24 protein-coding genes are annotated in these 23,617 nt (G+C 39.8%); 13 read left to right on the top strand and 11 right to left on the bottom strand.

Going from position 1 to position 23,617, the window contains the following annotated elements:
- Positions 1-159 precede the first annotated feature (159 nt).
- Positions 160-1,785: an NADP-dependent glyceraldehyde-3-phosphate dehydrogenase gene (locus AC1XUO_RS22115; RefSeq protein ID WP_483331965.1), complete on the top strand. Its 1,626-nt coding sequence runs from the start codon at positions 160-162 to the stop codon at positions 1,783-1,785.
- A 429-nt stretch (positions 1,786-2,214) separates the two neighbouring features.
- Positions 2,215-2,637 (top strand): hypothetical protein, encoded by a 423-nt coding sequence (locus AC1XUO_RS22110; RefSeq protein ID WP_483331964.1) that lies wholly within the window; start codon positions 2,215-2,217, stop codon positions 2,635-2,637.
- Between the two features lie 61 nt (positions 2,638-2,698).
- Here AC1XUO_RS22110 and AC1XUO_RS22105 read toward each other — a convergent pair whose 3' ends face one another.
- Positions 2,699-2,995 (bottom strand): hypothetical protein, encoded by a 297-nt coding sequence (locus AC1XUO_RS22105; protein ID WP_483331963.1) that lies wholly within the window; start codon positions 2,993-2,995, stop codon positions 2,699-2,701.
- A 239-nt stretch (positions 2,996-3,234) separates the two neighbouring features.
- Here AC1XUO_RS22105 and AC1XUO_RS22100 point away from each other — a divergent pair, with 239 nt between their 5' ends.
- A complete protein-coding gene (locus AC1XUO_RS22100; RefSeq protein ID WP_483331962.1) occupies positions 3,235-4,653 on the top strand; it encodes an SDR family oxidoreductase in 1,419 nt (472 codons plus the stop codon).
- Between the two features lie 62 nt (positions 4,654-4,715).
- Here AC1XUO_RS22100 and AC1XUO_RS22095 read toward each other — a convergent pair whose 3' ends face one another.
- On the bottom strand, positions 4,716-5,519 hold the full coding sequence (locus AC1XUO_RS22095; RefSeq protein ID WP_483331961.1) for an XRE family transcriptional regulator: 804 nt from the start codon (positions 5,517-5,519) through the stop codon (positions 4,716-4,718).
- Positions 5,520-5,770: 251 nt separating this feature from the next.
- Here AC1XUO_RS22095 and AC1XUO_RS22090 point away from each other — a divergent pair, with 251 nt between their 5' ends.
- The 5 genes from AC1XUO_RS22090 (at position 5,771) to AC1XUO_RS22070 (ending at position 10,119) form a co-directional block, all read left to right on the top strand.
- Complete coding sequence (locus AC1XUO_RS22090; RefSeq protein WP_483331960.1) at positions 5,771-6,676, top strand: MerR family transcriptional regulator; 906 nt, start codon at positions 5,771-5,773, stop codon at positions 6,674-6,676.
- Complete coding sequence (locus AC1XUO_RS22085) at positions 6,660-8,168, top strand: phytoene desaturase family protein (protein ID WP_483331959.1); 1,509 nt, start codon at positions 6,660-6,662, stop codon at positions 8,166-8,168. The genes AC1XUO_RS22090 and AC1XUO_RS22085 overlap by 17 nt, the downstream gene beginning before the upstream one ends.
- Before the next feature lie 2 nt (positions 8,169-8,170).
- Positions 8,171-9,007: a phytoene/squalene synthase family protein gene (locus tag AC1XUO_RS22080; protein ID WP_483331958.1), complete on the top strand. Its 837-nt coding sequence runs from the start codon at positions 8,171-8,173 to the stop codon at positions 9,005-9,007.
- Positions 9,008-9,088: 81 nt separating this feature from the next.
- A complete protein-coding gene (gene idi / locus AC1XUO_RS22075; protein WP_483331957.1) occupies positions 9,089-9,604 on the top strand; it encodes an isopentenyl-diphosphate Delta-isomerase in 516 nt (171 codons plus the stop codon).
- Between the two features lie 8 nt (positions 9,605-9,612).
- Positions 9,613-10,119 carry a sterol desaturase family protein gene (locus AC1XUO_RS22070; protein ID WP_483331956.1) on the top strand — a complete coding sequence of 169 codons (507 nt, stop codon included), beginning with the start codon at positions 9,613-9,615 and terminating at the stop codon, positions 10,117-10,119.
- On the opposite strand, the gene AC1XUO_RS22065 is transcribed toward AC1XUO_RS22070, so the two are convergent.
- Genes AC1XUO_RS22065 through AC1XUO_RS22050 form a run of 4 tightly spaced genes read right to left on the bottom strand, consistent with a single transcriptional unit; the run spans position 10,116 to position 13,887 of the window.
- Positions 10,116-11,252, bottom strand: a complete 1,137-nt coding sequence (locus AC1XUO_RS22065; RefSeq protein WP_483331954.1) for an NAD(P)/FAD-dependent oxidoreductase — start codon at positions 11,250-11,252, stop codon at positions 10,116-10,118. The genes AC1XUO_RS22070 and AC1XUO_RS22065 overlap by 4 nt on opposite strands.
- A complete protein-coding gene (locus tag AC1XUO_RS22060; protein ID WP_483331953.1) occupies positions 11,245-11,940 on the bottom strand; it encodes a methyltransferase domain-containing protein in 696 nt (231 codons plus the stop codon). The genes AC1XUO_RS22065 and AC1XUO_RS22060 overlap by 8 nt, the downstream gene beginning before the upstream one ends.
- A complete protein-coding gene (locus AC1XUO_RS22055; protein WP_483332018.1) occupies positions 11,933-12,955 on the bottom strand; it encodes a type III polyketide synthase in 1,023 nt (340 codons plus the stop codon). The genes AC1XUO_RS22060 and AC1XUO_RS22055 overlap by 8 nt, the downstream gene beginning before the upstream one ends.
- Before the next feature lie 56 nt (positions 12,956-13,011).
- Complete coding sequence (locus AC1XUO_RS22050) at positions 13,012-13,887, bottom strand: UbiA family prenyltransferase (protein WP_483331951.1); 876 nt, start codon at positions 13,885-13,887, stop codon at positions 13,012-13,014.
- Positions 13,888-14,140: 253 nt separating this feature from the next.
- Here AC1XUO_RS22050 and AC1XUO_RS22045 point away from each other — a divergent pair, with 253 nt between their 5' ends.
- Positions 14,141-14,494 carry a cupin domain-containing protein gene (locus tag AC1XUO_RS22045; RefSeq protein ID WP_483331949.1) on the top strand — a complete coding sequence of 118 codons (354 nt, stop codon included), beginning with the start codon at positions 14,141-14,143 and terminating at the stop codon, positions 14,492-14,494.
- A gap of 3 nt (positions 14,495-14,497) precedes the next feature.
- On the opposite strand, the gene AC1XUO_RS22040 is transcribed toward AC1XUO_RS22045, so the two are convergent.
- A complete protein-coding gene (locus AC1XUO_RS22040; protein ID WP_483331948.1) occupies positions 14,498-15,712 on the bottom strand; it encodes an MFS transporter in 1,215 nt (404 codons plus the stop codon).
- Between the two features lie 262 nt (positions 15,713-15,974).
- Between AC1XUO_RS22040 and AC1XUO_RS22035 the strand changes: the two genes are divergently transcribed.
- Positions 15,975-16,208: a hypothetical protein gene (locus AC1XUO_RS22035; protein ID WP_483331947.1), complete on the top strand. Its 234-nt coding sequence runs from the start codon at positions 15,975-15,977 to the stop codon at positions 16,206-16,208.
- A 99-nt stretch (positions 16,209-16,307) separates the two neighbouring features.
- Complete coding sequence (locus AC1XUO_RS22030; protein WP_483331946.1) at positions 16,308-17,105, top strand: sulfite exporter TauE/SafE family protein; 798 nt, start codon at positions 16,308-16,310, stop codon at positions 17,103-17,105.
- Here the strand turns inward: AC1XUO_RS22030 and AC1XUO_RS22025 are convergent.
- On the bottom strand, positions 17,068-17,388 hold the full coding sequence (locus AC1XUO_RS22025; RefSeq protein ID WP_483331945.1) for a DUF7674 family protein: 321 nt from the start codon (positions 17,386-17,388) through the stop codon (positions 17,068-17,070). The genes AC1XUO_RS22030 and AC1XUO_RS22025 overlap by 38 nt on opposite strands.
- A gap of 331 nt (positions 17,389-17,719) precedes the next feature.
- Between AC1XUO_RS22025 and AC1XUO_RS22020 the strand changes: the two genes are divergently transcribed.
- Positions 17,720-17,965, top strand: coding sequence for a hypothetical protein (locus AC1XUO_RS22020; protein WP_483331944.1), 246 nt, complete (start codon positions 17,720-17,722; stop codon positions 17,963-17,965).
- Between the two features lie 105 nt (positions 17,966-18,070).
- Here AC1XUO_RS22020 and AC1XUO_RS22015 read toward each other — a convergent pair whose 3' ends face one another.
- The 3 genes from AC1XUO_RS22015 to AC1XUO_RS22005 form a co-directional block, all read right to left on the bottom strand.
- Positions 18,071-20,020, bottom strand: coding sequence for a CocE/NonD family hydrolase (locus AC1XUO_RS22015; RefSeq protein ID WP_483331943.1), 1,950 nt, complete (start codon positions 20,018-20,020; stop codon positions 18,071-18,073).
- Positions 20,021-20,151: 131 nt separating this feature from the next.
- Positions 20,152-21,156 carry a CobW family GTP-binding protein gene (locus tag AC1XUO_RS22010; RefSeq protein WP_483331942.1) on the bottom strand — a complete coding sequence of 335 codons (1,005 nt, stop codon included), beginning with the start codon at positions 21,154-21,156 and terminating at the stop codon, positions 20,152-20,154.
- 113 nt (positions 21,157-21,269) lie between these two features.
- Positions 21,270-22,379, bottom strand: coding sequence for a glycoside hydrolase family 26 protein (locus tag AC1XUO_RS22005; RefSeq protein ID WP_483331941.1), 1,110 nt, complete (start codon positions 22,377-22,379; stop codon positions 21,270-21,272).
- Between the two features lie 345 nt (positions 22,380-22,724).
- Here AC1XUO_RS22005 and AC1XUO_RS22000 point away from each other — a divergent pair, with 345 nt between their 5' ends.
- Positions 22,725-23,609: an AraC family transcriptional regulator gene (locus AC1XUO_RS22000; protein WP_483331940.1), complete on the top strand. Its 885-nt coding sequence runs from the start codon at positions 22,725-22,727 to the stop codon at positions 23,607-23,609.
- Positions 23,610-23,617 lie beyond the last annotated feature (8 nt).

Here is a 23,617-nt window from a genome sequence, read left to right as displayed (position 1 = left end):
TTGGAATAGTTAATATTTAAAAATAGTTTTGAGCAGGTTTTAATCAACATGGTAAAGAAGAACAGGCTCTTTGCAGAAAATTATATATTTTTTAATAATTGTCAAAAAGACATGTAATTTTACCGGTAATTAAAAGTAACAACCATTTAAAGTCAGACAATGGATTTCAAAACTATTTTAGAGAACCTCTTTGTGGAAGCGAAAGATGTTCCGGCAGAATTCTCCCTGCCCTCAGAAGTTCATCAGCGCGAGTACCTGAGCAACGGCGAGATGAAGCAGTGGAACGGACCTGTCCATGAAGTATTTTCACCGATCTGTATCAAAACTGAAAACGGATTAGAAAGAAAACTGATCGGGAGTTATCCGGTCTGTACCGAAGCAGAGGCGCAGGAATCTTTGAAGGCGGCAGTGGCGGCATACGATAACGGACGAGGCGACTGGCCTACGATGACAGTATCAGACCGTATCAAACATGTCGAGCAGTTTACCGGTAAAATGATCGAGCAAAAAGACATAATTGTCAAGCTCATCATGTGGGAAATTGGAAAATCATTCGCTGACTCTACAAAAGAATTCGATCGGACGGTTGAATATATTTATGCAACAATCGATTCGCTGAAACATCTGGACCGGGATTCTTCGGGTTTCGAAATTGTCGATGGAATAGCCGCACAAATCCGACGTTCTCCACTTGGAGTCGTTCTTTGTATGGGTCCATTTAATTATCCTTTAAATGAAACGTTCACGACCCTGATCCCCGCACTGATCATGGGTAATACGATATTATTTAAACCTCCGAAGTTTGGTACATTATTACATTATCCGTTACAGGAAGCGTTCAGAGATTGTTTTCCAAAAGGTGTTGTAAATGTAATCTATGGACGTGGAAATGCTATTATCCCGGGACTCATGCAGTCAGGAAAGATCAATGTTCTAACGCTGATCGGATCCAGTAAAGTTGCTAATGAGTTGAAAAAACAACATCCAAAAGTTAACCGTCTCCGGGCTGTTCTAGGGCTTGATGCTAAAAATGCAGCAATTATCACCAAACATGCGGACATAAGTCTAGCGGTGAAAGAAACGATCACGGGATCTTTGTCTTTTAACGGACAGCGTTGCACTGCATTGAAAATCGTTTGGGTTCACAGAAGTATTGCAGACGAATTTATTCGACAATTCAGTGCAGCAGTGGCACAATTAAAATACGGTATGCCATGGAAAAAAGGGGTTTCGCTGACTCCTCTTCCTGAGCCAAACAAAATCGAATACCTGAACGACTGTATTGCTGACGCAGAAGCAAATGGCGCGAAAATAATGAACGAAAACGGAGGAACTTCTGCGGCTTCTTTCTTTTACCCGGCTGTGGTTTACCCTGTAAATGATAAAATGAAACTGTATCGCGAAGAACAATTCGGACCCATCATCCCGATTGTCCCGTTTGACGATTTAGAAGAAACCATAGATTTTTTGATTGAATCTACACATGGACAGCAGGTTAGCATTTTCAGCGAAAATGCGGAAGAAGTTGCCTGGCTGATAGACCCGCTGGTCAATCTGGTAAGTAGGGTGAACATTAATACACAATCGCAGCGTGGACCTGATGCTTTTCCATTCACCGGCCGCAAGGACAGCGCAGAGGGAACGCTTTCTATTGCAGACGCAATCCGTTCATTTTCGATACGCTCACTCGTGGCATTTAAAATGAATGAAAGTAACACCAACCTGATCAATGATATCGTCAAAAATGACAGCTCGAACTTTTTGAGCACGAAGTTTATTTTCTAATAAAAAACTACGCATATACAAAACCCGCAGACACCGGATCTCAGCAATTGTCTGATAGCATCCGGTAGCTGCGGGATTTTTTTGATTTTAATCGTAATTTAGATTTAGTCAACACTAAATTATATTTTGTAACTATTTTAAAGAATTAAGCCCGTAAATTATTGGCATAAAATAACTTACGGAAATTGGCCCCGTCTGGCTCATGAAATATTTTTGAAATTTGCTGCCGAATAATAAAATTTATTTCTATTTTAACTTCAAATACGCTAATAAAAATCGCTCTTTGTGTTGTAGATATACGGGCGTTCCTATATTTGCAAATATTCATAAGATTGAAAGTCAGTTTTTTTGACAAAAATGGTTTGAATGCCATCAATACTTAAAAGTCTAATTCACCTAAATGCGTGATAAGATTACCCCGATAAAGAAATGTTAAACAAAGACGTTACTACCATGGACCAGGACACAAAATTGAGTGCAGATTATATTGATTCTCAGATTGGAAATATCATAGAATATTACGACCGCTGGGAATTTGGAGAAGAACCATTTTTTGGAAAAGCGCGCATCAAAGGCCTGGCAGATGACGAATTTGGAAAGTTGAGAATTATTTGTGAAGTGCTGGAGGGAAGTGATCTTGAATTGGCTTACGAAGAAGAAGATAATTTTGTTCATTCAGACAATCGTCCGATTTATGCCGGAGCTCCTCCTTTTGAAATCTATTCTGCAAACTGGGTTACCACAGACGGAAAGAAAAAGAAACAAACCTTCATTTCTTTACCCAACGAAAATGCCCGCGCTTATGCCGCACAGCTGACCAATAGCAAAGTAGTTGTAAAGCGTATTTACTAAAAAACAAAAAACCAGCTTCTTTCCAGGAAAGAAGCTGGTGAAATAAATTAAAGTCCCGTGATCAGGCTGGTATTAAAAAAAGGCTGTTAAATTCCCTCTCCACTTCAAGCAGATGCCTACGGCTGATTCCGCTATACGTTAATACCAATTCGAAACCCTGTTCTTTGGTTGATTTCTGTAATTTCCAATACTTGGGATGACTAACACCAATCGGAATTCGGAATGATTTTTCACCCGGTTCGCGGATCAAAATTTCATACTCAAATTTTAGTTTTTGGGAAATCGGATTTGGGATTGATTTGAAAATAACCTTTACTTCTCTCCGATTTTTTAACGTGAATACTTTCTCATGCACCATGGCTATCTTGTCTTAATTTTTGCTGATATAAAAATAACTTAAATTATAAAAATATCGGATAATTCGTTGGAAAATTATTAAAATACTTATTCAACGTTACACGATTGTTTCAATAAAGCAAATATTAGACGGCGTTATCTAAAATTAGTAACATTTAATACCGCTTAAATATTAAATCTATTTTTCCGATACTTTCGTAGATAAAACCACTCTTAATTATCAGTAAAACAAGCAATCGAATGAAAATACTTTTGACCGGTGCCACAGGATATATTGGAAAGAGATTACTGCCCGTGCTTGTGGAAAATGGCCACCAGGTAGTTTGTTGTGTCCGCGATAAAGGCAGATTTGCCATTCCGGAATTGCACCACGATCAGGTCAGCGTTATTGAAATCGATTTCCTGAATCCCGACAGTCTTGATGAAATCCCCGAGGATATAGACGGGGCCTATTATCTGATTCATTCGATGTCTTCTAACTCCCGAAATTTTGCGCAGTTGGAAGATCAGTCTGCCGAAAATTTCCGTAACCGGATGAACAAGACCTACGTAAAACACATCGTGTACCTGAGTGGGATAATCAACGACCAGAATTTATCTAAACATCTGGCTTCCAGAAAAAATGTTGAGGACATTTTAAAGAGCGGAACTTACAACTTTACAACGTTGCGCGCGGGCATCATCATCGGATCCGGCAGTGCTTCCTTTGAAATTATCCGTGACCTCACAGAAAAACTTCCTGTTATGATTACCCCAAGATGGCTTCAAACCAAATCCCAGCCGATTGGGATACGCGACGTAATCACCATGCTGGAGAAAGTGTTATATAATGAAAAAACATTTGCAGCAAGTTTTGATATCGGGGGCCCGGATGTGCTGACCTATAAACAAATGCTCCTGCAATATGCCGAGATCAGAAAACTGAAACGCTACATTATTACTTTGCCAGTGCTCACACCAAGACTTTCCTCTTACTGGCTTTATTTTGTGACGTCAACCACATTTTCACTCGCTACAAAACTTGTCGACAGTATGAAAGTGGAAGTGGTCTGCCACGACAACAGATTGGCCACGTTGCTGAATATGCGTCCTATGTCTTATCACGACGCCATTGCCGCTGCATTTACCAAAATAGAGCAAAATGCGATTATATCCAGTTGGAAGGATTCTCTGATCAGCGGACGAATTAATACCAAGCTCTCACAATATGTTCAGGTTCCGGTTGACGGATGTTTTAAAGACATTAAAACCTTTAGGTACAGAAACCGGGTGGATACACAGTCGCGGATCTGGGCGATTGGCGGCCATACGGGCTGGTACTACGCAACCTGGCTTTGGCAGCTTCGCGGATACTTTGATAAACTGGCCGGAGGCGTTGGCATGCGCAGGGGCAGAACATCCGGGATTGATATTAATGCGGGCGATACACTAGATTTTTGGCGGGTCTTACTCGCAGATAAAAAACAAGGACGCCTGTTATTATTTGCTGAAATGAAATTGCCGGGAGAAGCCTGGCTTGAGTTCAAAATAGAAGGAGAATGCCTGACGCAAACCGCAACTTTTAGGCCAAAAGGACTTTACGGAAGACTTTACTGGTACTTATCATTACCCTTTCATTTCTTTATTTTTAAAGGGATGATCACAGCCATCACAAAATAAAAGCTCTCGGGCTAACTTAAACCCGGAGCTTCTATTACCTAATACTACACCCTATATGGTTTCTATTTTTTCAAATCTTTGATTTCGTGCTGAACTTCCTGCAACATTTTTAATAATTGCTGCATATCCGTTTGCGGCTCCGGAAGCTGTTTACTGTGGAAACTATAATATTCCCAAAGCTCAATCACATCGGAAACGGGGACCGTATAAGCAAAGTATTGTTTGTTAAAAGATTGCAAAAGCATGGTGCCATCATCGTTGATCGTAACCTGCTTGAAAACGAAATCCTGATCCCCTTTTAAGATCACAATACAAGGCGTTTCCTTTTTTAGCAACCGCCAATCCTGTACATACCTTGTGATCACATCGCTTCCTTCAGGAACAGGCAACATCGAATCCCCAACCGTTGGAAACATACGGAAGGTCCCATTTTTTGGCAAATTCGGCAGGTTAAACTTTGGCAGGCCTGCAAGAAATTCCGGGTCGTTATACCCGGACCGATATCCGGCTTTCGCCTTTACCGGAACATATTCCACATTTTCTGCCTCGTCCTTATCTACTGTGATCGCCAGTACCCGGATTTTACTCCCTGACATGTAGGCTTCGCTCCCATCTTCCAGATCCTGCAACTTCTGCTCCGTGAGCGTGGTCAGATCAATTTTAAGAAGGCAATCGATACTCATTTTAAAAAATTCGGAAGTGTTTACCAGATCCTCCACAGTAGGATTCACCGTCCGGCCACTTTCATGAGCATTGAGCTTTACACGGGAAATCCCCAGTTTCTCGGCCAATGTCTCCTGACTCATTTTCTTACGAAGACGAAGATGCCTGATGTTTCCTGACCAAAATAATTGCTGAGCTGCCATAACGTATCGGATACTTTTGAAATCAATCAATAGATATTTTCAATATCAAATGTAATAACTTTTTATAAAAAACCTACTCCGCACCAAAAAAATATTTTCGAAACTGTTAATTCAGCAACCCAGCCAAAGAAACAATCCAAGCAAAAAAAATCTGTAATGCTCTTCAAAACACCCCAAAGCTTGCATTTTGAGAAAATAAAATTGATTTATACAATTCGTTTAACTATTTTTAAAAAACATTAAACAGAATTATGGCCCTGTATTCTATAAAAGATCTGGAACGGATCACCAACCAGAAGGCACATACCATCCGGATTTGGGAGCAGCGCTATGGCCTGTTAGAGCCTGAGAGAACGCAAAGCAATATTCGGTTTTACGATGATCAGCAGCTAAAGAAACTGCTTAACGTTTGTATGCTGATAACAAGAGGCAGGAAAATATCACATATTAGTAAACTGAATAATAAAGAGTTATCGGAAGAAATCGATAAGATTATTGCCGAATCATTTCAAAGTGAAAAACACGTTGAAGTGATCATCGATCAGGCGCTGATTGCGATAACAACGTATGACCAAATACTCTTTGACCAGCTATTTAACAATTCGGTAAAACGTTTTGGTATGGTCAAAACCTATACAAAAATCATATATCCCCTTCTTGTCCGCACGGGTCTGATGTGGATTAAGGACGATCTGCTTCCGTCGCAGGAACACTTTTTGACAAACCTGATAAAACAGAAACTTTTTTCAGCCATTGAAGGACTGCCGTTACCTGAGAAAACAGATCAGACCTGGGTATTGTTTTTGAACGAATCTGAAGATCATGAAATAGGGCTTCTTTTCGCATATTACCTTATCAGGCAGTATGGAAAAAAGGCTATTTATCTTGGCCAGCGCGTGCCATACGACGACTTGTCAAATGTTGTTCAACGATGCAATCCGACTCATATCTATTCATTTTTCATACGAAATCAGCCCGAAAATGAATTTGACAACTTATTGACTCATCTGGCGAAAGACTTTTCCGATTGCTCAATTCTAATATCCGGAGCGGATGAGGTACTGTCTAAAACCGCAGAGCGGGAAGGAATAAAAATGATTTATACCATTGAAAGTTTAATTCAAATTTTAAATTCACAAAATGAGTCAGGGAAATAGTAATTCCATGCATAAAAAAGAGTCGACAATTGCTGTGATTGGTTCCGGTTTTGCAGGAATGGCAGCCTCAGCAGTGCTGGCGCAAAACGGTATCGACGTTACTATTTTCGAAAAAAATGCGACGGTCGGGGGGCGTGCCCGTTCCTTTGATTGTAATGGTTTCGTATTTGATATGGGCCCAAGCTGGTACTGGATGCCGGACGTTTATGAAAGTTATTTTAATTTGTTCGGTAAAACGACGGCTGATTTTTATGATCTAAAACAGCTGGATCCAGGATTTGCAGTTGTTTTTGGTGCAAACGAGGTCTTTGATATTCCGGCTGATTTCGAGTCTGTCTGTGCGCTTTTTGAAGGTATCGAACCCGGAAGTGGTGCGAAACTTCGAAAGTTTATAAACGAAGGGGAATTTAAATACGTGGTTGGTATGGGTGATATGGTTTATAAGCCCAGCCACTCCATCACCGAATTTATCAGCTTAAAACTGTTTCGTGATGCACTGAAAATTCAGCTTTTTTCTTCCTTCAGCAAACACGTCAGACAGTATTTTAAGGACCCGCGGTTACTTGCGATCATTGAGTTTCCGGTTCTTTTCCTGGGTGCCATGCCAAAAGATACCCCCGCGTTATATAGTTTGATGAATTTCGCAGGTCTAAAACAAGGCACTTTTTATCCAATGGGTGGATTTGGTAAAGTGGTTGATGCTTTCAAAAAAATATCCGAAGATTGCGGTGTAAAATTTCAGACCTCGCATCCGGTTAATTCCCTGGAAATCAAATCAGGTTCGATAAGCCATATTCATACGAACGGAAAGTCAATCGCGACGGACGGTGTGATTGGCAGTGCTGATTATCAACATATCGAGAATAGTTTATTACCCGAATCTTTTCGATCTTACAAAGAAGATTATTGGGAGGACCGGACTTTTGCTCCATCCTGTCTGCTTTTTTATCTTGGCATTGACAAGAAAATTGACAAACTAAGGCATCATAATTTATTCTTTGATGAAGATTTCGAGCAGCATGCCTTTGAAATTTATAAAGAGAAAAAATGGCCTACCAAGCCGTTATTCTATGTTTGCTGTCCATCCAAAACGGATCCTTCTGTCGCGCCGGAAGGCTGCGAGAATATTTTTGTCTTGATGCCTATTGCCATTGGTTTAACGGAAACAGAAGAAATCAAGGAAGAATATTATAATACGCTGATGACACGCCTAGAAAAATTTGCAGGCGAGGATGTGCGCGCTCATGTTGTTTACAAGAGAAGTTATTCGGTGTCAAATTTTGTAAACGATTACAATGCGTATAAAGGGAATGCATATGGTTTGGCGAATACGCTTATGCAAACGGCGTTTTTTAAGCCAAAAATGAGGAGCAAAAAAGTTGATAATTTATACTATGCCGGCCAGCTGACTGTGCCGGGACCAGGCGTGCCTCCATCCATAATATCGGGCAGGATCGCTGCTCATGAACTTATTAAATTCCTAAAAAAATAACCATGAAAGTGATTTTTGATACGTTATCCGCTTCGTGCAGTAAAAAAACAACTCAATTATACAGCACGTCTTTTTCTCTGGGAATTAACTTTCTTGACAAGAAATTTCATGCTCCGATTTATGGTATTTATGGATTTGTACGCCTTGCCGATGAGATCGTGGACAGCTTTCACGACTACGACAAACATTTTTTGATGGACAAAATCAGGAAAGATACGGTTGAGGCCATTGAACAAAAAATCAGTATCAATCCAATATTGAACAGCTTTCAGGAAGTAGTGCACAAATATAATATCGAGTGGGAGCTGATCGATACTTTTTTGAAAAGTATGGAAATGGATTTGTATAAAACCACACATACCGTTGATTCCTACAACCAGTACATTATGGGCTCGGCGGAAGTCGTAGGGTTAATGTGCCTTCGGGTTTTTACGGAAGGGAATTATGTGACATACAATGATTTGCATCCCTATGCTATGAAACTTGGCTCCGCTTTTCAGAAAGTAAATTTTCTTCGTGACCTGATGGCTGACTATCAATTACTTGGACGAAATTATTTCCCGGATATTGATTTCCGCTATTTCACATTTGAGGATAAAACAAAGATTCAGGACGAAATCGAAGGAGAGTTCGATCAGGCACTGATCGGTATCAAACAGTTGCCGGCAGGGGCCAGACGTGGCGTTTATCTGGCTTATTTTTATTACAAAAAGCTGTTTCTCCGGATCAAGGAATGTCCGCCAGAAAAAGTAATGACAGCCCGAATCCGAATCCCTGACTATAACAAAATCGGATTAATGTTTCAATCATTATTTCGTCATCAATTTGATCTTTTATGACAATTTTTTGTTGTTATAATCAGAAATATAAAAGCAGGTTAAGCATGACAGGGCTTTTATAAAACCTAAATCCGGATCAAGATGAGTAATCAAGTTGTTTTAGTAAATGAAAATGATGACGAAATAGGTTTAATGCCGAAACTCGAAGCACATCAAAAAGGTGCTTTACATCGTGCGTTTTCAGTCTTTATTTTTAACACAAAAGGAGAAATTCTGCTTCAGCAGCGGGCATTTGGAAAATATCATTCAGAGGGTCTTTGGTCAAACACATGTTGCAGCCACCCCTATCCGAACGAAAGTACGCTGAATGGCGCCAAAAGACGGCTGTATGAGGAGATGGGAATACATTCTCCGTTGAACTTTTTATACTCCTTCCAATATCAGGCGGCGGTGGACAATGGCCTGATCGAACATGAACTGGATCATATTTTCTGGGCAATTTCAGACGAAACGCCTGAGATTAATGTGGAGGAGGTTCTGGATTACAAATATATCGGCTCGCAGGAGCTTAGCGAGGATATGATAAGAAACCCTGGTAATTACACCGAATGGTTCAAAATTTGTTTCGATGAAGTTTTGAGTAAAATTAAATTATAGACGTTTTTATGAGTCCTGTTTTTGTTAACATTTTGATTGTGATTGCCACTTTTGTTGGTATGGAATGCGTTGCCTGGCTTGCACACAAATATTTGATGCACGGCTTGTTCTGGTTTTTACACCATGACCATCATCAGAGAGACGATGGTGATTTTTTCGAGAAAAACGATTTTTTCTTCCTGATTTTCGCTACCCCTGGAATTCTTTGTTTGTTACTTGGCGCACAGAACGATTTCAATGCACTTTTCTGGATCGGTACTGGCATCACCCTTTATGGTATGGCCTACTTTCTGGTTCACGATATCTTCATTCACCAGCGCTTCAAAATTTTCAGAAATACAGAATCTTTCTATTTAAAAGCAATCAGAAGAGCCCATAAAGTACACCATAAACATCTGGGCAAACATGAGGGAGAATGTTTTGGTATGTTATGGGTATCGTTCAAATATTTCAGAGAAGCAAAAGCATCAATTGATAAGCAGAAGCAAGGTGCTAAATCACAGATGCGCGCTTAAAATTTTTCCCCATGCGTGAGGGAAACCAATCTGTTCATGATCAACGGAAATTTGCTCAGCGCGCGCAGGGCAATATCCGTTGTATTTTTTTTGCCCAACAGATTTTGAAGATAATATCCTGAGGTAATTCGCTTGTCAAAAGCATTTTTCCAGGCTTTCTGATAGTTCACAGCTGCCTGGCTTAAAGTAATTTTTTCTCCAAAATATGGGATCAACTGGTCTGCCAACAATTTGGATGCGCGCATTCCCATACTCATCCCATTTCCGCAAAGAGGTGTTATCGAACCCGCTGAATCTCCTAAAAAAAACAATCCATTTGCATGAGTTTGTTTCTTATGAAATTGAATATTACTAATAACCATGGCTTGGGTATAAATAAAGTCGGAGGCAGTAAAATAGTGCTTTAAGAATGGATTTTTAAATAGAACCTTCTCTTCCATTTTTTTGATATCATTCCCGTGCTCACGCAGATTTTTCGCCGTTGTAAGATAACATAAGCAGTACGCACCTGTATCCACTTTCGAAACGCCGCAATAACCGTCTTTGAAATTATGCAGCTCTATGCGATTTCTGTCCAGGTTAGTATTGATATAATATTTAACACCGATATAATTTTCATCATGTGAATGGTTCGATTTTCTAAAATCAGGATCACTACTGATAAATGTCGGCGTATATTTTCCATAACTTCCACAAATAATATTAGCTTCGAATGAGCCATGTGTCGTTGCTATCTGATGATCCCGAACACCTTTTCCGGATACATTGTATACCTTGCAATTTTGTATTATTTCCACCCCTTTGCCAGCTGCAATTTTTGCAAGCTGCGAATCAAGCGTGAAACGGCTTATACCAAAACCTCCTAAACCAAGGCGGTGATTGAGCATAAATCCTTTCTCAGAACTTATTCCCAGTTCGTTGATAATGGGCAGATCAAGCTCACTTAACGGCACACCCAGACGCATGAGAAAATCCCAGCTTTCCATCGAAATGTATTCACCGCAAACTTTATGAAAAGGATACTGATTCTTCTCAAATAAAACGACAGAAATACCTTGCTCTGCCAATTGAATGGAAAGACAAAGTCCGGCTAAACCGCCTCCGATAATCGCACAATCATAGGTTTTAGACATCGTTCCCATAGATTATTATTTCATGTCTGAACGCCCACTTGTTTTTAACGGTATACCGGACGGCACCGGAATTTTCCAGAATCGCAATCCACTCTTTTTTCTTAAAACCCCTGAGAACTGATAGCGGTGCATCATTTTTTACCAGGTAGGATTTTGAAAAAAGTTGTGTTAAAATTTTAATTGCATAATAAGCCAGCGGATTCCTTTCCAGGTCATTGATGAGCAAAATTGCTTTGTGGTTAATCGCAAACTTAATAAGGTCTGCCAGTTCTTCGGTTGTAAGGTGATGACAAAAAAGACAGGCATGAATGATGTCAATTTTCTCAATATGCTGATATATGTTTTTGTAATCATCGCAGATAAAATTAATCCCGGATGTTCCGGGGTTATTTTTTGCATACTGAATACAAACTGATTTTAAATCAACACCATACAGATCAAGGACATAGCCATGTTTCATTCGCCATTTTGAAATCCGCTTTAACGTATCTCCTCCCCCACACCCAATATCTACGATAGAATATTTTTTTTCTGGTTTAATTATTTTCTTTAAACCAGAAAAAGAAATGTCATATCCGCCCAGCCAATGATTTATAAAATCAAGTTCACGGAGGTTCTGAAATAAATCTTCTTTAGGAATTTCCTCCTGATCCAGTAGTTCTTTTTCCTTACTCCTAAACTCAAACATATTGAAGCTGCATCGTTTCAATGCTTAACCCGGGCCCGAAAGCTGCGGTGAAAATCTTTTCTCCAAGTTGAGCCTGATCCGCTTTTTCGAGTACCTGTTTCAATACAAACAAAACTGTTGGTGAGGACATATTTCCGTAGTTTTTAAGTACTTCATAAGTCTCGGAAAGCAACGATTTGTCCAGTCCAAGCGCTAACGCAAAGTCGTCAACAATCTTTTTTCCGCCTGGATGAATGGCCCAATGTGCTATGGATGAAGGCAAAAGCCTGATTTTATCTAACATTGGTAGAATATTTTCCTTTATTAACCCCGGAACATAAGAGGTCAGATTCATAATAAAACCCGTTTCAGATAATTGCCAGGCCATATCACGATATCCGTTATGCAGGATCATCGAATCAAATCTATTCACCTGAATTTTCCTTTCAAAGAATTTTTCATTGGGCTGTGAACTTATTATGATAGCGGCAGAACCGTCACCGAATATCAAATTAGAAAGCAGGTAATCATCGTTAAACCTTTTCTGAAAATGAATGGTGCAAAGCTCAGTACAAACGATCAGGACGTTTGCGTCCGGCAGGCTTCTGCAAATGGCGTCTGCACTTTTTAAGGCAATAATAGCGGCATTGCAGCCCATAAAATTGATGCTACTCCGTTGCGTCCCAGGGTTCAGGTCAAGCTCACGTATCATCTCAATATCAAGACCAGGCGCAAATAATCCTGTACAGGTTACGGTGATCAGGTGCGTAATGTCGCGCTTCCGCTGATCAAAATTTTCAATTTTACGAACCGCCTTCAACGAAAGCTCGGTGGCATATTTTTTATAAATCTGCATCCTTTCGGAAAGACCCGGCTCGCCGGTGAGCGATTGATCGAACAATTCGATTTCCTTTACGTCCTCTTCAAAATCTTTTACAACAGAATACCGACTCTCAATACCAGTCTTCGCCGCGACAATCTTAATCTTCCGTCGGGAAATCTCGTCGTTCGTTGAGTTCATGTAAAATGTACTCAATCTCTCTTGTGAAAAACAATTTTCGGGAACTGCGGTTTCAATAGCGGTGATATAACTCAAAGGAAATATTTGATAATGATGAGTACTAAAAAACAACTGTTCATACAAATTGCAGCGATCCAGTTCATGCGCATGGTATTTTTAAAATTCGCATTTGTAATGTTCTTGCTGACCAGATAGAACCAATAACAAAAATAAATTATGATCGGCAGGAAGAACATCTGAATAATAAAAAAAACCGTTCCAGAATCGTTCTGTTTAAAGTATAAGTAGTAAATTCCGTTACAAAAGGCGAACATGATGGCTGTAAAAACAAACGTCCCGCGGTACCCTAACTTATAACTAAGCGTGACAACACCGTCTTGCAAATCCTGCTTATGCTGATAAATCTGTGTCAAAGGATATGCTCCTGCAATTTGAAATGAGCAGCCTAATAAAACAAAGAGTGTTGGCAAGTCTAAAGGCAATCCTTTTCCCGTAATTCCCACAATCGACATGTAATACGTGAATGCGCCTTGAAAAATGGAAACGACCAGAAATCCGGGAACAGCATATTTTTTAAGCCGGATTTGTTTTGAACTATAAGCTCTGGAAGCGGCTATGTAGAGAGCGAGGCAAAAAGCAAACAAAAAACTGACGAAAAGTGACGCCAGGATAAGTGACAGACTATCAAGAAAAATGGTAACATAAAAAAGTTTCTCTGTCGGCATCGGAGGCTTTTCGATGCCGCCAATACTATCCTCGTCACGATCGATATAACTGTTATAACCATTGCTTGCAGGATAAATGAGCAAATGAATTATTAAAAAAGATATGATGGCTTTGGTTATGGATATTGTTTCTGCCTGACTAAGAGCAAATAAAAACAAGGGCATCAGGAAAAATGAGAACGGAATTCTCAGCAATTTTAAAGTATTTCTGTCGATTAACATACAATTTTAAATACCTGATAGAACTATTTCCCTAGTTTATAAAGTATTTACGAAGCGAACAAGGTGATTAGATTATTTTATGTTATTTAAATCTGTCGTCATACAACATACGTCTGCCACGTTACATTGGTTGCCTGGAAATACGAAATAAATGAAGAGATAAATGTTTCATCTCATAAGAGTAATTTTGAAATATTTCTCACTTTTCAAATAAGATAATGATTAACGCTACATAACTTAACCGCGCAATACCATGTCCAGATCGCCACTATCGCCAGAAGGTTTGCATGAAGAGCTCATCCGGAATAATAAGAATCAAAATGTGGGCGACACGTTACTTTTTGAAAATGAGAAAGTAAAAGTCTGGCACATCGGACTGCAACCGGGTGAAAGAATACATTATCACCGCCACAACTACGATTATTTCTGGGTTGTTTTACAGGATGGTAGAGGTATTTCTCATCAGGAAGATGGCAGTACAGTAAGTTTTACTTTTACTAAAAACCAGACTTCTTTTCAAAATATACTTGCAAATGGGAGCGCGATCCATGACCTTGAAAACACAGGAGACGGAATTCTGGAATTTATAACCACGGAGCTGAAATAAAGGTCAGCCCAAGCGCATCTGTTTCTGAAATAAAAACCTGAAACCAATTGCAGTGACCACACAAAATCCAACCAGAACCATCCAGAGCATGTTATAACCCCAATGCGCCGCAATATATCCTCCTCCTGCCGGGCCAATAATCTGAGCGACAGCCCATGACAAAGAGTAGGCCGCGGAATATTTCCCACGGTTCATCTCAGTGGCCCTGCTCATAATCATCGTGCTGATGTAGGGCAAAGTCAACATTTCGCCGGTTGTAAAAAACAAGACCGTGGCCGCAGCAATGATCAGTGGGCTAACACCGGGAAGCACCAGAAAAACATAGGCTATCGCCGTAAAAAAAACGCCCGCGACAATGTAAAAGCTCTCTGGTTTCCGACCTGCCAGATTTTGGATAAGCACCATCTCGAAGAGCGCGATGATCACTCCGTTCATACCTAAAAGAATTCCGATCGTTGACTCACCGATGTTCAGTTGTTCTTTCCAATAAACAGGAACCAGTCTGAACAGTAAAACAAAACTGATCATATAGACCGTCACCAAAAATATGAATCGGGTGAAAAACGGATCCTTCCAGGGCGATAAGGCCAGCATATCCGCATTGTCGTCCTCTGATTTCTCCGGTAATTTTCGTCCCTTAGGCAGGAGAAACAGGATTAGCAGACCGGCAAGTGAGTAAACTACCCCGTCAACCCAGAATAACAAATGATAATCAATGGCAGCCAGAATCCCGCCTACGGAAGTACCAAACCCGAAACCAACATTTTGCGCCAGCCGGTTCAAAGCATAAGAACGTGTCAGGTTTTCAGGAGCGGAATAGGAAGCGACAGCCGTATTATTAGCAGGTTTGAAACCTTCAACGAAAAAACTCAGCCCAACGGTCAGAACGCACAAGCCGTTAAAATCATCAATGTGACCAAACAAAACAAATAATAATCCGCTGGTCATCAAACTAACGACCTGAACCGTATGAAAACCAATTTTATCTGTCAGGTATCCACCGGCCATTGCACCTAACACCGACCCAACGCCAAATAGCGTGATCACCAGACCAGCATCCGATATGCTCCGGTGCATACTCTGGGTGATGTACATGCTCATGAACGGCACAGCCATATAACCACATCGGTTGATGAGAATTACCAAACTTAGTAACCATGTCTCTTTGCTGAGTCCGCTGAATGAAACTTTGTAGTTGTGTATAATTTTTTGAACCATAAACTTAATTCCGGAATATTAACCGGGTGCCCGGCGGATTTTCTAAGGAACAGTCTGGCACATAACCGGGTTCACTGAATCTGTGAAATTTTCTCATTTAGTCCAATGGAATCCTCTGAATGGGAGCAGCATCTGTATAAGACAGATCAAAATTTACCGTTGCTCATAATTTTATTTCGTATAAATAATTATCATGCAACCTTTGATTTGTTAATTACATCTGTTGTTCAGGAAAAGAAACACTCCAAAACATCAAATAGCCATGACAGGAAAACAATTATTCGATCAATACCAATTCGCTGCACAAGTGAACGGTTTTGGCTCCAATGAATTCCAATACGGGAATCTCTTGTATCAGGCCTTAAAAATTGAAGGCGAAGAAAAGATATTTCAACTTCTGGAAGAGGCTGAGAAATCCGGGAAGCGTATCTCGCTGGAATATCCGGAAGCACCCATGGAAAGCTTCCCTGAACCACACAAAGTGATCCTCCTTTAAATATGTTGTAACATTTTAATATATAATCTCATCCAAGGCTTTTTTCTTCGATAGTAGCGTATTAGTTTCGTAAACACTCCTATCGATCTAAAAGTATCAATGTTTTCTGAATATTTCGCCGATTACACCAGTACCACGTTATTTATACTCGCTGCCCTTGCCTTTATTGCCGGATTCATAGACGCGGTAGTTGGCGGCGGCGGTTTGATTCAAATTCCCGCTTTGCTGATCGCCTTTCCAAATGCTCCGGTCGCAACGATTTTTGGTACCAACAAAATCGCAGCGCTGGCTGGAACTTCGGTGGCAGCTTTCAACTACGCCAGAAAAATCGTCTTCGATTTCAGGCTGCTTATTGTCATTTCTTTGTGCTGTTTTATCTCCTCGTTTACAGGTGCCCGAATTGTCAGTTTGATTAATGTAAATGTGTTAAAACCGCTTATTCTCTTCGTATTGATAGTAATAGCGATTTACACTTTTTTCAAGAAAGATCTCGGCTCGGTCAAAACAAAAGAACTTTCTTCCCTCAAACAACTTATTTATGGCGGTCTGATCGGGCTGGCTATCGGTTTTTATGACGGTTTCTTCGGTCCCGGAACTGGTAGCTTTTTTGTGCTGGCTTTCGTTTTGGTACTTGGTTTTGAGTTTGTACAAGCCTCTGCTTATGCAAAAATAGTCAATTGTATCACCAACATTTCCGCTCTGATCGTTTTCATTCGCCAGGGAAATTATATGCTCGAACTCGCCCTGATCATGGCAGTTATGAATATCGCCGGAAATATAATCGGGAGCAAACTTGCCCTTCTAAAAGGGAATGATTTCGTCAGAATAATTTTCCTGGTCGTCGTCACCCTGATGATCTTTAAATATGGCTGGGAGGTATTTGCTCCTGGTGTTTAAGATAGATTTTTTGAAGAACTGGCGGAATAAGTGTTTCCAGATGATTTTTCCGTTTGATCGTTTTTGACAAAATTAATGATTCGATAAAAACCTGCTCGATCAAAAGCTGCACCATAATATCACCTTCAACATAAATCCTTTCTGCAAGCACGAAACATTTCCTAGCCGTGATGAAATGTTTTGATTCCAGATTCCTTCTTGTAAAATCAGACAGACAATAAATTGAAGCGTGGATAGATGAAAATGCCCTCGGAATTTCTGAAAAGTGATCCTTTCCATTCATCTTGGGTAGCTCTTATTTCAACAAACCGATAACCTGAAATTGTGTGATCATAATCAATAAAATTAAATCCTGACAATAACTGTATCATTCTTATTCCTTTCAAGCAACATAAATAATAACCATTTGATTTGTAAATACTTACAAACTAAACACTCACATCCCCTGAATTTTATCACTATCATAACGATAGGATTTATATCAAGTTGATAGTCCTTTGAAACCGAATTTTCACAATACTTTGATCGTCCGTCTTTTATAATCGAACTGTTAAACAGGTAGAACTGGCCTGGTTTTTTAAAGAAATTGTAGCATTACGAAACAAAATACAGAAATGGAAAATCAAAAAGAACGGGAGATAAAGGTGCTACGGGAAAAGATTATGGCCAAACGACAAGAGGTGGAGTTTGACAAAACAGACATTGATCTAAAAGCAGAATTTGCATCTGACAACCGTGAAAATCCTGACGTGAGTGAGGAATTCAAAAATTTCAATGACCCCGCCGGAAATGTTATCGACAAAGGTGAATTAAAGGAATTGACTGATGCAGAGCAAGATTTGATTCGTTTGATTGATTAATTGAATAAACTGACGCATGACGAAATTTAATAAAATGAATTAAAAAAAAATCCGCTATCAGGGATATACCTGACAGCGGATATGTCTTTTTTAGAAGAAATTATTCTATTCCAAAACCCTGACACCAACATACGAAGCGTTGGAGCCGGAAGTATAAATTCTATGTTTTGCCGACTGAAAATCTGCTTCAGTTGCCTTGTAAATATTCACAAATTTTTGCGGGTTGCGGTCAACCAATGGAAACCAGGAACTTTGAATCTGGATCATGATCTTGTGCCCCTTTTTAAAACGATGCGCAGCATCCTGCATGTCAAATTTTACATGCTCGACTTTATTGGGTACCATTGCCTCCGGTTTTGAAAAACTGTTTCGGAACTTGGCCCGCATTACTTCTCCACGGATCAAAAGCTGAAAACCACCCATTTTCATTGATGGATTAACCGGACTGTCGTTTGGCGCATCACCTGGGTAAACGTCAATCAATTTAACAACAAAGTCTGCATCTGTTCCGGTTGTGGATACGAAGAGGTCAGCAAAAACATTACCAGAGATCGTAACCTCTTCTTTCAAAATATCTGATTCATAAACCAAAACATCTGGTCTTGTAGCAGCAAAGCGCTGATCTTCATACATATAGTCGCTGCCACGAATGATCCTTATCTCAGATGTATAAGGAACCGGTTTGGCCGGATCGCTCGTATATTCATCGAATGCCGAAGCAGCATTTGCAACTGCTGGCTCGAAGGAGAGTTTGCCGTTTGGATGAAAATACAACTTTTTTTCAACCGTATTTTTCGGTGGCCATTGATCGTATTTTTTCCACTCATTGGAACCGGTTTCAAAGATATAAGCCTTTGGAAGATTGGGATCAGATTTGTCTTTTAGAAATTGATTAAAATAAGGAAGCTCGATTTCTGACTGATAAAAAGAACTCGTTTTGGATCCGAAACGAATATTCCCCAACGACTCGCCAGTTCCTCTCGCCCAGCCTCCATGAATCCAGGGACCCATAACCAACAAATTAGGAGACTTTGGTTTGTTGGTTTCTATGCCTTGATATGTTTTCAAAGGTCCATACAAATCCTCCTGATCAAACCATCCACCCACCACCATAACAGCAGGTTTTATGTTTTTCAAATGCGGAACAGGCGTACGCGACTGCCAAAATTCATCATAAACTTCGTGCTCCATCAACTGGTTCCATATCCGGTTTTCATTTTTGAAAATTTTCTCATTCACATTTTTCAGCGGACCCAGCTTTTTATAAAATTCATAGGAGTCTGGTGTGCCATAATTTGCAAAAGCCGGCGTTCCTTTCGGCGTTGGAACCGGCCTAGGTGCGCCGTAGGAGGAGATAAAAGAAAATGTGCCCATCAGGAAGAAAGCACCATTGTGATGACGGTCGTCGCCCAAAAACCAGTCCGTTACCGGAGCCTGTGGTGAAGCCACTTTCAACGCCGGATGCGCATCCACAGCCGTCATCGTCGCATAATATCCGGGTGCCGAAATTCCCCAGCTTCCAACTTTTCCGTTATTGTCCGGAATATTTTTTAAAAGCCAGTCAATTGTGTCGAAAGTATCCGAACTTTCATCAATATCAGTTTTACTTTTTTTGTTTGGAATAAAAGGACGATAGGCTTCAAAGTATCCTTCCGACATATATTTCCCCCTAACGTCCTGATAAGCAACAATATAACCGTCACGGGCGAAATGCATTGATGGCCCCAGTGAAGTTTTAAACAAACTTTCTCCATACGGAGCAGAACTGTAAGGTGTTCTGTTTAATAGAATCGGATACTTTTTTGAAGATGAGATATCCTTCGGGACATAAATTGCAGTGAACAGTTTTACACCGTCCCGCATAGGAATCATCCGTTCGATTTTGGTATAATGCTCCCGGATGTAGAGCGAATCTTCGTTCACTTTCCCTTTTTGCGCAAACAGATTTTGCGAAGTCGAAAGGACGATAATTAACAGAACAATAAGTACGTAGGAATTGTGTTTTTTGGCCATATTCAGGTTAGGCCAGTTGAGGGAAAAGGCGGTTGTTTTCACAATTAAATAGCTTAGTGAGTTTCAAAGCTAATTTAGTGAAAACCTGCCACGAATACACGAATTTGCACTAATCCGATTTAACAATTTAAAAAAAAGACAGGAGGATTGTTTTTCATGTATTCGCGGGAAGATCAGATACTTCCCTTAGTAATGGCAAGCCGCATCGATTTTAACTTTTCATTTGTTACTTTTTTAATCGCAGGACGAAGAATTCTTTGTATCGCAGCTGTTTCCAGCCCGACACCGATGAATACCAATTCTGAGACCGGATCTTCATCTTCCCACGTCCCGTAGTTTTCAAAAGTAAGTCGCTTTCCGGTCGATTGCACCAGCACCTTTTCATTACTTCCCTCGAACTTAACAAAGCCCTTGATCCTGTAAATCTGTTTGTAATGTAACATCAGTGAAACATTCAGCGTGTGCATCAGATAGTCCCGATAGAAAACATTTTCTGTCTTATACGTCACCGTTTTGATTTTATGAACGTTGGTATGCGTAAAATTTGTATTGATTTCTCCTATATTTTCCGTCCTTTCATGTCTCTTTCCTTCAAGCGCATCGAGCGAAACTTTACCATCTGATGATAAAATAATTTCTGCAAATGGATTTAAAGACGACATTAAACTTTCCAGTTTCGTAACATATTCTGGAGACACAAAATTTGTTTTATTAATGATAATCAAATCCGAAATTACGATCTGCCGAATAGTTTCTTCGGTTTCGTTGATATAATCTTCTACCGTTTCTGCATCTGTAACGCAGATCACTTTTCTCAGTTTGAAAACTTTTCCAACATCTTCTCTTTTAAAAATTTCCGCGACCGTTCCGGCATCTGCAACACCGGTCGTTTCTATAAAAAGATTGTCCGGACGTTGTTCATTGAAAGCCAGGACGTTCAAAACATCATATAATTCTTCATCCAGAGAGCAACAGATGCAGCCATTACTCAATTCGTAAAGCTGACTATATTGTTTTGTTATCAGGTTGCCATCAATAGACGCCTTACCAAACTCATTTTCAATAACCACATTTCTGGTGTTTTCCAGACTTTTCAAAATATGATTTAATAACGTTGTTTTTCCGGCACCAAGAAATCCGGTTATCAGATATACATTAATCGGCGATTTTGATTCCATATTTTAATCTTATTTGCATCGAGGTTGCAATATACAATTTTCATTGCAGTGATATGCCTGATAACATTTGCAAACAAGAAAAATTCAACAATTAGGTCAGCGATTAAAAAAAATTAACGATAAATATTTTTGAGATCCTTTTCAAATAATGTGTACGGATCGTTATAAAAATTCATAAAATCAGGAACACTTATCTGGCCGGGGAACGGCGCGTAATAATGTGTTGGACTTTTGGTATCATTCCTCCAAACGAGAACGTAAGAAAGATTTATTTTCTCAGCTTTCAAAGATTTTAAAAGTGACTCGGTCCACCAGTTTTTGTCAGGAATTGTCTCCAACCCTGTTTCTGTAAATGCAGCGAGTTTGTTCGCTTTTTTTGCATAATCCGATATAATCTTTAACTTCTGTATACCAGCTTTCAAATTGTACTTTCCATCTCTGCCGAAGTCAGCATAGTTGTCCATACCGACCATATCAACAAATTGATCACCGGGATATCTTTCTAAAAATTCCTCCTCAGAATTGAATTTGCAGTCCGGCGAGAATACGTAGATAAAATTATGAACGCCCAAAGTATCTCTCAAATAAGAAACTGTAAACTGCCATACAGAAATAAAATCTTCGCGGGAACAATGCCCTTTTCCCCACCAGAACCAGTCGCCGTCGAATTCGTGATATGGGCGAAATAACATCGGAACAGCCTCACCGTTTTTCCCTTTCGCCGATTTAGCAAAATCAGCAACGGTTTTCAAAATTTCTCTATACTTTTCGTGGTGAGATCCGCCGGGTTTTATAAGCGCTATTGCGCGAACGGAAATGGAGTCCTTCCAATAAAAACCTCCGCCTGATGCCGGATTTGAAAAGTGCCAGGCAACGGTTGTGATACCTCCCCTGTTATAGGTGTCGACGACATTCTTCCGGAGTGCCTCGCTGGTTTTTTGAATTTCTTGCACCGGCCGCCCAGATAATCCACTTAGGTCAATACCAATAACGGCCGGATGTGAGCCGGTGACAGACTTCACGTCAGAGCGATCTGCATCACCAAACCAACCATGTCCATACTCTGTTGCATGCTGATGCCCGAAGAGAATATTTGTTTTGGATAATTCTCCCAGATTTTGGTACAAGGCTCTCGTCTCTTTCGTCGCTTTCTCATCAATCTGCGCGATACCGAATTGGCTGACTCCGAGAGAAACTAACGTAAACAAAAATAATTTTCTCATTAATAGTAGGTTATAAAAACTGTAAATATTGCAGTCGAAAAAATTTGAGAATCTGAGAATCACTGTTGAAAAATACAAACGAAATCGACCCCGGTGTTTCACACAAAATTATGTACAATACTATACCCAATTGTAATACTATTTTAACAATGTCTAAATGAATAAGCACGAATGAACATGTCTATTCTAAGTTACAATTGAAGATAACAAGTAAATTATTGCAACTAGTAGCTTTTAATTTAGATAATCGAATAAATACTAGTCATATTTCAATTGTTAATTTATAATACTATTATTGATCATCAATCAGTATATTTGATTAAAATTCTATTTTCTGCCATCAATATGATCGAAGTTTACCGGGAAATTACGCCTTTGACACAATACGATTGCTTTACCGTATTTTCGAGAAAAAAGAAGACATTTGACTTTCCTCTTCATAATCACAATGAGTTTGAGCTCAATTTAATCATGGGAGGGAAAGGAGTAAAAAGGATTGTCGGGGATCATACTGAAGTGATTGAAGACGCTGAGCTTGTGCTGGTGGGAAATAATCTGCCGCATGGCTGGTTTACGCATCAGTATAAGTGGGAAGAAGGCATGCCGGAAATTGAAGAAATCACGTTACAATTTCACCGTGATTTGTTTGATGACAAACTGCTTCGTCGAAATCAATTGTTTTTTATTCGCTCGCTGATGGAGAAGGCAGTCAAAGGAATTTCTTTTTCAAAGGACACAATTGAGCGAATTATGCCCCGGTTGAAATCCTTGAATCAGAAAAGCGGGTTTGATTCTATATTAGAACTGATGTCAATTTTGCATGATCTATCGATCTCGAGGAACATGCGCATATTGTCAAACAGTACATTTACGGATGAAAATATCAACTTCAACAGCAGAAGGATTGAGAAAGTTTTTGCTTACATGCGTGACAATTACGACAAGGAAATTACGCTCGAAGGCGTCGCTAAGCTGGCAGGAATGACCGAAGTTTCGTTCAGCAGATTTATCAAAAAAAGAACCGGCAAAACTTTTATCGAAAGCTTGAACGAAATCAGACTTGGGCACACTTCAAGATCGTTGATTGATACTACCAACACGATTTCCGAGATTGCTTACAAATCCGGCTTTAATAATCTTTCGTATTTTAACAGGATTTTCAAAAACAAAAACGGTTGCACACCAAAAGAATTCCGGGAGAATTATGCAGGAACCAGGACATTCGTTTAATGCGAATG

The sequence above is a fragment of the Dyadobacter sp. HNCC25DJ186 genome (genome assembly GCF_056895235.1).
This window is presented reverse-complemented; position numbering and strand designations above follow the sequence as displayed.